Origin of the sequence: Pseudomonas putida NBRC 14164 (assembly GCF_000412675.1) — a bacterium.
Taxonomy (GTDB): domain Bacteria; phylum Pseudomonadota; class Gammaproteobacteria; order Pseudomonadales; family Pseudomonadaceae; genus Aquipseudomonas; species Aquipseudomonas putida.
The window spans coordinates 4,996,156-5,007,918 of sequence record NC_021505.1; the positions used below are offsets into that span (position 1 = coordinate 4,996,156).

General features: G+C 61.8%; 8 protein-coding genes. 2 read left to right on the forward strand and 6 right to left on the reverse strand.

Annotated features, from left to right (window positions below; all coding sequences use genetic code 11):
* Positions 1 to 63 precede the first annotated feature (63 nt).
* On the reverse strand, positions 64 to 813 hold the full coding sequence (locus PP4_RS22210) for a tetratricopeptide repeat protein (protein WP_016501383.1): 750 nt from the start codon (positions 811 to 813) through the stop codon (positions 64 to 66).
* A gap of 3 nt (positions 814 to 816) precedes the next feature.
* Positions 817 to 1,497, reverse strand: coding sequence for a Fe2+-dependent dioxygenase (locus PP4_RS22215; RefSeq protein WP_016501384.1), 681 nt, complete (start codon positions 1,495 to 1,497; stop codon positions 817 to 819).
* Positions 1,498 to 1,718: 221 nt separating this feature from the next.
* Here PP4_RS22215 and PP4_RS22220 point away from each other — a divergent pair, with 221 nt between their 5' ends.
* A complete protein-coding gene (locus PP4_RS22220) occupies positions 1,719 to 4,010 on the forward strand; it encodes a TonB-dependent receptor (RefSeq protein WP_016501385.1) in 2,292 nt (763 codons plus the stop codon).
* 253 nt (positions 4,011 to 4,263) lie between these two features.
* Positions 4,264 to 6,819, forward strand: a complete 2,556-nt coding sequence (locus PP4_RS22225; protein ID WP_016501386.1) for a PepSY domain-containing protein — start codon at positions 4,264 to 4,266, stop codon at positions 6,817 to 6,819.
* 129 nt (positions 6,820 to 6,948) lie between these two features.
* Here the strand turns inward: PP4_RS22225 and PP4_RS22230 are convergent, their stop codons facing one another.
* From PP4_RS22230 to der, 4 genes are all read right to left on the reverse strand, one after another.
* Positions 6,949 to 7,740 carry an amidohydrolase gene (locus PP4_RS22230; protein ID WP_016501387.1) on the reverse strand — a complete coding sequence of 264 codons (792 nt, stop codon included), beginning with the start codon at positions 7,738 to 7,740 and terminating at the stop codon, positions 6,949 to 6,951.
* The gene (locus tag PP4_RS22235; protein ID WP_016501388.1) at positions 7,728 to 8,876 is read right to left on the reverse strand and encodes a pyridoxal phosphate-dependent aminotransferase; all 1,149 of its coding nucleotides are present in this window, start codon (positions 8,874 to 8,876) and stop codon (positions 7,728 to 7,730) included. Before PP4_RS22235 ends, PP4_RS22230 begins: the two co-directional genes overlap by 13 nt.
* Before the next feature lie 238 nt (positions 8,877 to 9,114).
* Entirely contained in the window at positions 9,115 to 9,966 is an 852-nt protein-coding gene (locus PP4_RS27530) for an RHS repeat-associated core domain-containing protein (RefSeq protein WP_016501389.1), read from the reverse strand.
* Positions 9,967 to 10,271: 305 nt separating this feature from the next.
* Positions 10,272 to 11,735: a ribosome biogenesis GTPase Der gene (gene der / locus PP4_RS22245; protein WP_016501390.1), complete on the reverse strand. Its 1,464-nt coding sequence runs from the start codon at positions 11,733 to 11,735 to the stop codon at positions 10,272 to 10,274.
* Between the last annotated feature and the right edge of the window lie 28 nt (positions 11,736 to 11,763).

The window sequence follows — 11,763 nt, forward strand, 5'->3', positions numbered from 1 at the left end:
TTCAGGCCCAGCGCAGTACCTGTGGGAGCCGGCAAGCGCGCGAAGAGGCCAGCACAGGCAACTTCAATCCCCGCGCCGTTCGATCTCTTCGGCATACCGCGCCGCAAAGGCCATCAACACCGGCCCTGCACCCTGCAAGGTTACCAACGCAGCACGCAGGAAATTCATGTTCCCCTCAACCCGCGCCTGCTCCAGCCATTGCCCTGCTTCGGCCAGCTGCCCGCGCTCGACCAGCACCAGCCCCAGGCTGAACATCCCACGGAAATCCCCCGCCTCGGCCGAGCGCCGATACCAGCGCACCGCCCGCGCCGGGCTGGGCGCCGTGGCAATGCCCTGCTCCAGGTAACGCCCATACAGGTTCATCGACTTGGCGTGCCCCAGCTGCGCAGCCTTCTCGTAGCACATCAGTGCCTGTGCCTGGTTGGCCGGCACCCCGCGCCCGGTGGCCAGCAGGTTGCCCAGATTGTAAAGGCCCCAGTCCAGCCCGGCGTCAGCCGCACGCGCATAATGAATGGCTGCCTGCTCCAGGCTCGGCTCCCCCCCCCAACCATGCTCCAGGCAACGCCCGAGCATGTTATGCGCCATGGCACTGCCGCCCTGTGCGGCGATGCCGAACCAACGCCGGGCCACGGTGGCATCTTCTTCGATACCGCGCCCATCCAGCAGGATCTGCCCCAGCAGCAACTGCGCCTCGACCGCGCCCTGCCCAGCCGCTGCCAGGATTGCCTGGGCAGCTTTGCCGGGGCTCTCCTCCAGCATGGACTGCAAGCCAGCCACATCCACCACTTCCTCACGTCGCAACTGATAGGACACGGTTCAGACCTCGGCCCAGCGGCGTAGCAGGTTGTGGTAGGTGCCGGTCAGCTGCAGCAACGAGGGGTGCTCGGGTACATCGGCAGTCAGTTGCTGGATGGCATCGTCCATCTCGAACAGCAGCGCCCGCTGGCTGTCCTCGCGCACCAGGCTCTGGGTCCAGAAGAACGCGGCGTAACGCTGGCCTCGGGTCACCGGGTTGACCTTGTGCAGGCTGGTACCGGGGTACAGCACCAGGTCCCCGGCCGCCAGCTTCACCTGCCGCTCACCATAGGTGTCCTGAATCACCAGTTCACCGCCGTCGTAGCTGTCCGGGTCGCTGAGGAACAACGTCGATGACAGGTCGGTACGCACCCGCTCCGGACTGCCCTTGGGCTGACGCAAGGCGTTATCGATGTGAAAGCCGAAATTGCCACCCTCGCGGTAGCAGTTGATCAACGGCGGGAACACCTTGTGCGGCAGGGCCGCAGACATGAAGCGCGGGGTTTTCCACAGGCGGTCGATCAGCGCAGTGCCGATCTCCTTGGCCAACGGGTGCCCTTCCGGCAACTGCAGGTTGTGTTTGGCCTTGGCCGACTGATATCCGGCAGTCACCTTGCCATCAGCCCAGTCGGCCTGCTCCAGCGCCTCGCGGATACGGGCCAGCTCGTCAGCGTCAAACAGGCCTGGGATGTGAAGCAGCATGGCGGCAGCACCGTTAGGAAATGTAAAGGCGCCAATGATATTGATTCCCTTTTGCGCTGCACAAGCCTTTTCGCCGCTTAAGACGTTTCAGCTTGATGAAACCGTAAAGGCCAAATGTAAAGATTGTAAATTCTTCACGAATGGTAACGACTCTCAATTGTTAGTCACAATTGCTTACATTAAGATCCGCCGCCTCAACACCTTGGGGAAGGTCCTTAGCAATGCGCCAGTACGTACCATCTGCAGTGAGTTCGCCACGCCTGATCGTATCCGCCATCGGCGTCGCGCTTAGCGCCACATCGGTGTATGCCGCCGACCCGGCCGCCAATAGCGCGATCACCCTCGACGCTACCAGCGTCAACGGCAAGGCTGAACAGGCCAGCACCGATTACAAAGTCGAGAAGGCCGCCTCGCAGAAGTACACCGCGCCGCTGGTAGACACCCCGCGCTCGGTCACCGTCATCCCGCAGCAGGTGATCAAGGACACCAACGCCCTGACCCTGCAGGACGCCCTGCGCACCGTGCCAGGAATCACCTTCGGCGCCGGCGAAGGGGGCAACCCGCAAGGCGACCGCCCGTTCATCCGCGGCTTCGACGCCCAAGGCGATACTTACCTGGACGGCGTGCGTGACACTGGCGCGCAAACCCGCGAAATCTTCGCCATCGAGTCGGTAGAAGTGGCCAAGGGCCCGAACTCGGCCATCGGTGGCCGTGGTGCTGCCGGCGGTACCATCAACCTGGTGAGCAAGCGTGCGCACCTGGGCAACTCGCTGGACGGCGCCTGGACCTGGGGCAGTGACCAGACCCAGCGCTACACCTTCGATGGCAACTACCAGTTCAGCGACACCGTTGCCGGCCGTCTGAACCTGATGACCCACGAAAGCAACGTTGCCGGCCGCGACAAGGTCAACTACGACCGTTGGGGGATCGCGCCGTCGCTGGCCTTCGGCCTGGGCACACCGACCCGCGTCAACCTCGACTACTACCACCTGGAAAGTGACGACCTGCCGGATTCGGGCATCCCGTACACCATCCCGACCAACGGCAGCGGCGGGCGCACCTCGGCACACCCGAGCAAGCCGAATGACGGCGGCGACAGCGACAACTTCTATGGCCTGACCGGCCGTGACTTCCGCAAGAGCCGTGTAGACATCGCCACCTTCGCGATCGAGCACGACCTGACCGACTCGTTGACCATCAAGAACACCCTGCGTCACGGCAACAGCATGCAGGACTACATCCTGACCCAGCCTGACGACAGCAAGGGCAACGTCAACAACGGCAGCGTCTGGCGCCGTGCAAACACCCGTGTCGGCAACACCGCCACCACCACCAACCAGACCGACCTGTTCGGCGAGTTCTACGTCGGTGGTATGAAAAACAGCTTCTCCACCGGTATCGAGCTCAGCCGCGAAGAGAGCGACCGTTCGTCCTACACCGTCGACACCGACACCGTGCCTGGCGGCGCCGCCAACAGCAACTGCACCCCCGGTATGATCGGCGCCACCAGTGGCTACAACTGCACCTCACTGAGCAACCCGAACCCGGATGACCCGTGGAACGGTACCATCTCGCGCAACTACGCCGGCACCACCACCAACAGCAAGACCCGGGCGATCTACGTGTTCGACACTCTGGAGCTTACCCCCGAGTGGCTGGTCAACATGGGCCTGCGCTACGACCACTTCGACACCGACTACAAGACCTACAACGCCGCTGGCACCACCACCGCCAAAGGCAAGGATGTCAGCGAGTTCGTGACCGGCCAGCTGGGCCTGGTGTGGAAACCGGCCGAAAACGGCAGTATCTACGTTTCCTACGCCACTTCTGCAACGCCACCAGGCTCGATGCTCGGCGAAGGTACAGAAGGCAACCCGCTGGGTGGCACCCCGGACCGTAACGGCAACCTGTTGGCCAGTGACATGGAGCCAGAGGAAACCACCAACTACGAGATCGGCACCAAGTGGGACCTGCTCGACCAGCGCCTGTCGCTGACCGCTGCGCTGTTCCGCACAGAGAAGGAAAACGCCCGCGTCCAGGTGGACACCACCACCTACGAAAACGTCGGCGAAACCCGCGTACAAGGCATCGAACTGTCGGCCAGCGGCAAGATCACCGACAAGTGGCAGGTGTTTGCCGGCTACACCTACATGCAGGCTCGCCAGATCGACGGCGGCCCGCTGGGCAAGGCCAACGATGGCAACCAGTTGCCAAACACCCCAAACAACAGCGCCAGCCTGTGGACGACCTACTCGATCACGCCAAAGCTGACCGTCGGTGGCGGTGCGTTCTACGTGGATGACGTGTACGGCAGCGTGGCCAACACCACCATGGTCGACAGCTACGTGCGCTACGACGCCATGGCCGCCTACAAGCTGACCAAGAACGTCGACCTGCAGCTGAACGTGCAGAACCTGACCAACGAGGTGTACTACGACAAGGCCTTCTCCACCCACTTCGCCAACCAGGCGGCCGGGCGGACTGCACTGTTGACCACCAGCGTCCACTTCTGATGTCGGGATTGGGTTGATCCGCTAGAAGGGCTGCTCCTGTGGCGGCCTCTTCGCGGGCTTGCCCGCTCCCACAAGTCCACCACAACCTTCAAACCCTGTGGTGTACCTGTGGGAGCGGGCAAGCCCGCGAAGAGGCCGGTACAAGCTTCCACCAAAAGAAGCCCACCCCCGCCCCGTTCATTGAGCGGGGCTTTTGCGTATCAAGGCATAATGCACGCCGCGCAGTCTGCGGCAGCAACACAAGGTGATCGATGTGGTGAAGAAGACGCTGTTCCAATTGCACTGGTTCTTTGGCATCACCGCTGGCCTGGTGCTGGCCTTGATGGGCATCACCGGGGCCCTGTACTCGTTCCAGGAAGAACTGCTGCGCGCGTTCAATGCCGATGTGCTCAAGGTAGAAGTGCGCGCCGAAGGCGTACTGCCGCCGGCCGAGCTGGTGCAACGGGTCGAGGCCCAGCAACACGACAAGGTATCGATGCTGTGGGTAGACGTACGTGAAGGCAACGCCGCACGCATCTTCTTCATGCCGGCACCGGGCGAGCGCCGTGGCGAGCTGCGCTATGCGGACCCCTATACGGGCGAACTCAAAGGCGAAGTGGCCGGGCAAGGCTTCTTCAACCTCATGCTCAACCTGCACCGCTTCCTGGCCATTGGCGACACTGGCCGGCAGATCACCGGCGCCTGCACCCTGATGCTGGTGTTCTTCTGCCTGTCCGGCCTGTACCTGCGCTGGCCGCGCAAGGCGCTGGACTGGCGCACCTGGCTTACTTTCGACTGGGCCAAGAAAGGCCGCGCCTTCAACTGGGACCTGCACGCCGTGGCCGGTACCTGGTGCCTGCTGTTCTATCTTCTGTTCGCCCTGACCGGCCTGTTCTGGTCCTATGAGTGGTACCGCGAAGGCCTGAACAAGCTGCTGGCCGACGCGCCGGCAGCCGGCCAGCAACAAAAACGCGGCGAAGGCCGTGGCCGCCACGGGCCGCAGAAAGTCGACAAGAACGCCCCGCCGCTGGTGGTCGACTACGACGCCATCTGGGCCAACCTCAAAGACGCAGCAGGGCCAGGCCTTGCCGCCTACAACCTGCGCCTGCCACCGGTTGGCGGCCAGCCGGCCAACCTGTTCTACCTGCTGGACAACGCCGATCACCCGCGCGCCTTCAACACCCTGGAACTGGACCCGGCCACCGGCCAGGTGAAAAGACACGACCGCTACTCCGAAAAATCCTTCAAGGCCCAGCTGCTGCAGAGCGTCTACGCCCTGCACGTGGGCGAATACTTCGGCCTGCCGGGGCGCATCATCGTCACCATCGCCAGCTTGACCATGCCACTGTTTTTCGTCACGGGCTGGCTGCTGTACCTCGACCGCCGTCGCAAGAAGCGCCAGGTCCGCGCAGCCCGTGGCAACGTCGCCACCGGCGACGGCAGCGGCGACAGCTGGTTGATCGGCTTTGCCAGCCAAAGCGGCTTTGCCGAACAACTGGCCTGGCAAAGTGCCGGCCAGTTGCAGGCAGCCGGCCTGCCGGTGCAGGTACGCGCACTGGCCGAACTGCGTGAAGACGACCTGCGCCAGGCCCGCCGCGCGTTGTTCGTGGTCAGTACTTTCGGCGACGGCGAAGCACCCGACAGCGCCCGCGGTTTCGAGCGCAAGGTGCTCGGCCAGCCTTGGCCCCTGAACAACCTCAACTATGCCCTGCTCGCCCTCGGCGACCGCCAGTACCCGCACTTCTGTGGCTTCGCCCGTCGCCTGCAGGCGTGGCTGGGAGAACGCGGTGCCAGCAGCGCGTTCAGCCCGGTGGAAGTGGACAACGCCGACCAGGCCGCCCTGCAGCAGTGGCAGCAGGAGCTGGCGCAACTGACCGGCGCCCAGCCAGTGGCCGCCTGGCAGCCGCCAAGCTTTGGCAACTGGTCACTGGTGCGTCGCGAACTGCTCAACCCGGGCAGCCAGGGCCAGCCGGTGTACTTGCTTGGCCTGCTGGCTGAAGAGCCTGCCAGTTGGGAAGCCGGCGACCTGGTGGAGATACTGCCGCTCAATGGGCAGCCACGGATCGACGCGTTCCTCAAGGGCATGGCGCTGGACGCCAGCGCCCGGGTACAGGTGAATGGCCTGGGGGAAACACTTGCCCAAGCCCTCGCTGGCCGCCAGTTGCCGGCGCGCCGTGATCACCTGATCGGCTTGCAGCCGCAGGCGCTGGTCGACGCTCTGGTGCCAATCGGCAGCCGCGAATACTCCATCGCCTCCATCGCCAGTGATGGCGCGCTGGAGCTGATCGTGCGCAAGGAGCGCCATAGCGATGGGAACCTGGGCCTGGGCTCCGGGTGGCTCACCGAATACCTGCCACTGAACGGCACGCTGAGCTTGCGCCTGCGGCGCAACAGCGGCTTCCACCTGCCGGAGACCGCAGCCCCGATGATCCTGATCGGTAACGGCACCGGCCTGGCCGGCCTGCGCAGCCTGATCCGCGCACGGGTGAATGCTGGCGAACAGCGCAACTGGCTGCTGTTTGGCGAGCGTAACCGGGCGCATGACCTGCTGTGTGGTGACGAGCTTCAAGGCTGGCTGCAGAGCGGCGACCTGGCACGCCTGGACCTGGCGTTCTCGCGGGATCAGGCCGAGAAAGTGTATGTGCAGGATGTGTTGCTGCAGCAAGCCGAGGAATTCAAGCGCTGGGTGGCGGATGGCGCCTGTGTGTATGTCTGCGGCAGCCTGCAAGGGATGGCTGCGGGGGTGGATGCGGCGCTCAACGGCATGCTTGGTGAAGCCGCTGTGCAGCAGTTGATCGAGGATGGGCGGTATCGGCGGGATGTGTACTGATCATCTATTGATGTAGCCGGTGCTGGCCCTATCGCCGGCAAGCCAGCTCCCACAGGTACAGCACCGGGCCCGAGGGCAGTGGGTTACCTGTGGGAGCTGGCTTGCCGGCGATAGGGCCGGTACAGGCTGTCAGTGTAAATCGAAGGTATCGGCATCCAGGTTGGCCGGGAACTTGGCCCGGTACGCCGCCAGTTCCGCAGCGCTCAACACGGCGGTAAACACCCCGTCTGCCTCGCCTGCACCGAGCAGGCTCTCGCCCTGGAAGTCCAGCACCTGGCTGTCGCCCGAATAGGCAAAGCCCTTGCCGTCCGTGCCCACCCGGTTCACCGCTGCCACATAGCACAGGTTCTCGATGCCCCGCGCCGGTAGCAGACGGTTCCAGTGCTGGCGGCGTGCAGCCGGCCAGTTGGCGGTGTAAAGCAGCAGGTCGGTGTCCTGGGCGTCACGGCTCCACACCGGGAACCGCAGGTCGTAGCAAATCAGCGGGCGAATTCGCCAACCCTTGAGCTCGAACTGCACCTGGCGTTCACCGGGGGTGTAGTGCTTGTGCTCACCGGCCATGCGGAACAGGTGGCGCTTGTCGTAGTGCAATATCTCGCCGTCCGGCCGCGCCCATAGCAGGCGGTTGCGGTGGCTGCCATCGGCGGCCTGGATGATCACGCTGCCGGTGATCACCGCGTTGTACTTCTTCGCCTGGGCCTTCAGCCATTTGTAGGTCGGGCCATTCTCCGGTTCGGCCAGGCTTTCGGAATCCATCGAAAAACCGGTGGTGAACATCTCTGGCAGGATTACCAGGTCCACCTCCCCTACCTGCTCCAGCAACACCTCGAAGTGTGCATAGTTGGCCTCGCGGTCGTGCCAGGCCAGGGTGGTTTGCACCAGGGCGACTTTCAGGTTGGGCAGTGTGCTCAGATCGCGCATAGTCGTTCCGCTGCCTGACGCAGCGTCTCCTCACGTTTGGCAAAGCACAGGCGTACCAGGCGTTGCTCGGGGATGGGTTGCTGGTAGAACACCGATACCGGGATGGTCGCCACACCGTGCTCACGGGTGAGCCATAGCGACATGTCGACATCGTTCAGGTCCGGGCGGATCTGCGAGTAGTCCACCAACTGGAAATAAGTGCCTGCCGTGCGGGTAAAGTCGAAGCGTGAGCCTTCCAGCAAGCCGCAGAACAGATCGCGCTTGGCCTGGTAGAAGGCCGGCAGCTCATCGATATGCTCAGGGTGCTCGGCCATGAAATCAGCCAGGGCGCATTGCAATGGCGTCACGCCACAGAAGTTGACGTACTGGTGCACCTTGCGCAGCTCTGCGCTCAGCGCCGGGGGCGCGATCACGTAGCCGGTCTTCCAGCCGGTAACGTGGTAGGTCTTGCCGAACGAACTGACCACAAAGGCGCGTTGATACAACTGCTCGTGGGCCAACACGCTGGCGTGGCGAACGCCGTCGTAAACCAGATGCTCGTAGACCTCATCGCTGACCAGGTAGATATCGCGGTCGGCAATCAGCGTTGCCAACTGCTCAAGGTCTTCGCGAGTGATCAGTGCGCCACTGGGGTTATGCGGCGAATTGAGGATGACCATGCGGGTGCGCGGGCTCAGGGCATCACTGAACTTCTGCCAGTCGATACGGAAGTCGCCGTCGCTCAGTTGCACATGCACACAGCGGCCACCGGCCAGTTCCACGGACGGCTCGTAGCTGTCGTAGCACGGGTCGAAGACAATCACTTCGTCACCGGCATGGACCACCGCCTGGATGGCACAGAAGATCGCCTCGGTGGCACCGGGGGTGATGGTCACTTCCTGGTCGGCATCCACCTGTGCGCCATACAGCCGCGCCACCTTCGCCGCCACTTGCTGGCGCAAGGCCGGCAGGCCGGTCATTGGCGAATACTGGTTGTGCCCGGCAGCCACATGCCGGCCCACTGCATCGAGCAGGGCCTGCGGGCCGTTGAAATCAGGGAAACCCTGGGACAGGTTGAGCGCGCCGGTCTGCACGGCGAGCTGGGACATGGTGGTGAAGATGGTCGTGCCGACATTCGGCAGTTTGCTGCGGATCATGGAGCCCTCTTTCCTGGGGTGTATCCGGCACGGGGTGGAGTCCGAGCATAGCGGATCGAGCAGTCAGGAAAAAGGTTGAAGCGATGGTGGCGTTGTGCTGGGCCAAAAAGTTTAATCTACGCAGAGCAGGGGCCCTTGCCGAGTTCATTGTGGCCAACGGCTAACAAATTCCATCAACCTCACAGCTTATATACCGGCGCCCTTGCACAATTCATGGCCTGCGCAGAATTCACCATGTTCAGAGATTAGGTGCCCCCCTTACAGTCAACATGGCCTTTTCAACCTCAATATTGAGCTCCGCTTCATTTTTAGCCCAGTCGCCTATTTTGGATTCGACCGCCACATCAACTCGTTCTTGAGTCCTTCTATAGGCCGCATGAAATTCTAGCAAAGTCTCTTTAATCAACTTTCCGCCACCTGCGTATTTCGGGTTTTGAAGCTTTCCGGACAGCCAATTGAAGGCAGGACTCGCCTCCACATAGGCTTTTTGAATCCCTTGCTTGGCAAGCGACGCTATAGCCTCTGCATCCTTCAGCCGGGCCGTATGGCCAAGATTCTTTACAGAATCTAAATTTAGTTGCATTTCCATGCTACTAGCTTTTAAAAGCTTAATCCTCGCTTTCAGCTTAATAGCATGACCCTGCGCTAAAACGGGGAAATGGCCACTAGGATCTGCCTTGTTAATCGGATCATTCCCGCAGTAGCCATAAGCATTGACAACCTGAAAAGGTGAAATGCTATCAGGCGAAAGGAACCGCATCGTGGCAGGATTGTAGGCACGATAACCATTTCCTGGCAAATACATCGCGATCCCCGGATGCAAGTATTCACCATTGAAACCTAACTGAGAGGCCTCGGAGAAATTATTAGACCTGCGACCGTAAGGTGCGTATACAAACTTCATCCACTTATTAAAGCTTGCAGCCACGTTTACGGTGCCGCTAAGCTCGCAGGCGAGCAGTGATGCCGGCGCAATATTATTAGCAAGCTCGCACATGATCACGTCTTTCGTGCGTACATAGCGCGACGCACGCTCACCCGCCACAACACTGATCAATGTACTTTCTTTATAAAAGAATTTTGCTTCCATGTTCATTACCCCGCAGAAACAGAGTGGTTTCCGAGGAAATTTCCCACGTCCTTCGGAAAATGAAAACTGGTAGAAATGACAGGTCGACGAGGCAACCGAGAGGACTGACGCACCTATCAAACACATCCGCTACAGGACAGAGCCAGTGCATAGCGGATCAAGCAGTCAGAAACAAGGTTGAAACAATAGAGGGATTGCTTTGGATCAAAGGCCTCTTCGCGGGTGCCACCACAGGTGCTGCACAATATTCAAAATCTGTGGAGGACCTGTGGGAGCGGGCAGCCCGCGAAGAAGCTGACGCGGAATCAGCGCTTGTCGCGGCGCTTCTTCTCGGCCTTCTTGTGGTGCGACATCAAGCGGCGCTTCTTGTTGACCTGGCGGTCGGTAAGGGTGTTTTTCTTGCCCTCGAACGGGTTCTCACCGCCCTTGTACTCGATGCGGATCGGCGTACCGACCAGCTTCAGCACCCGGCGGTAGGTGTTTTCCAGGTAACGCGAGTACGACTTGGGAATGCTCTCGGTCTGGTTGCCGTGGATCACGATCAGCGGCGGGTTGGCACCACCAAGGTGGGCATAGCGCAGCTTGATGCGACGGCCGTTGACCAGCGGTGGCTGGTGCTCGCTGACAGCATCTTCGAGGATCTGCGTCAGGCGGCTGGTTGGCCAGCGGGTCACAGCCGAGGTGAATGCGGCCTGCACCGACTTGTACAGGTTGCCCACGCCGGTGCCGTGCAAGGCGGAGATGAAGTGGATGTCGGCGAAGTCGACGAAGAACAGCCGGCGCTCCAGCTCGGTCTTCACGTAGGCGCGCTCACCCGGCTCCATGCCATCCCACTTGTTCAGCGCGATGACGATGGCGCGGCCGGCTTCGAGGGCGAAGCCCAGCAGGTTCAGGTCGTGGTCGACCACCCCTTCACGGGCGTCCATGACGAAGATGACGACGTTGGCGTCCTTGATCGCCTGCAGCGTCTTGACCACCGAGAACTTCTCGACTTCCTCGTGGATCTTGCCGCGCTTGCGCACGCCGGCGGTGTCGATGAAGGTGTACTTGTCACCATCACGCTCGAACGGGATGTAGATACTGTCTCGGGTAGTACCCGGCTCGTCGTAGACCACCACACGCTCTTCGCCGAGCATGCGGTTGACCAGGGTCGACTTGCCGACGTTCGGGCGGCCGATGATGGCGATCTTGATGCCATCCTTCTCGCTTGGGCCAGGAATGCGCACGGCCTCCTCGCCTTCGGCGACGTTCTGGTCGAGGGCTTCTTCCTCGGCATCACGTGGCAGGTGGCCGAGCACGGCTTCCATCAGGGCGCTGATACCACGGCCCTGGGAGCCCGCCACCGGAATGGCGTTGCCCATGCCCATCGGCGAGAACTCGGCGCGGGCAACATCGGGGTCGATGTTGTCGATCTTGTTGGCGACCAGAATCGCCGACTTGTTGCGCTTGCGCAGGTGCTCGGCAATCATCTGGTCAGCGGCGGTCATGCCGGCGCGGGCATCGACCAGAAACAGCACATAGTCGGCTTCTTCGATGGCCATGAGCGACTGCTCGGCCATTTTTTCGTCCATGCCCACTTCGTCACCGGTAATACCGCCGGTGTCGATCAGGATGAAGGAACGACCCTGCCAGCTGGCATCACCATACTGGCGGTCACGGGTCAGGCCCGACAGGTCACCCACGATGGCATCGCGGGTTTTGGTCAGGCGGTTGAACATGGTGGATTTGCCGACGTTCGGGCGGCCCACCAGGGCAATTACGGGAACCATCGGCTCTCCACTCTCGAATTCTTGAAAA

Excerpts from the sequence above, each read along its gene's own strand:
- PP4_RS22230 (WP_016501387.1), bottom strand. The coding sequence starts at position 7,740 with ATGCGCGATCTGAGCACACTGCCCAACCTGAAAGTCGCCCTGGTGCAA.
- PP4_RS22215 (WP_016501384.1), bottom strand. The coding sequence starts at position 1,497 with ATGCTGCTTCACATCCCAGGCCTGTTTGACGCTGACGAGCTGGCCCGT.
- PP4_RS22220 (WP_016501385.1), top strand. The coding sequence starts at position 1,719 with ATGCGCCAGTACGTACCATCTGCAGTGAGTTCGCCACGCCTGATCGTA.
- PP4_RS27530 (WP_016501389.1), bottom strand. The coding sequence starts at position 9,966 with ATGGAAGCAAAATTCTTTTATAAAGAAAGTACATTGATCAGTGTTGTG.
- PP4_RS22235 (WP_016501388.1), bottom strand. The coding sequence starts at position 8,876 with ATGATCCGCAGCAAACTGCCGAATGTCGGCACGACCATCTTCACCACC.
- der (WP_016501390.1), bottom strand. The coding sequence starts at position 11,735 with ATGGTTCCCGTAATTGCCCTGGTGGGCCGCCCGAACGTCGGCAAATCC.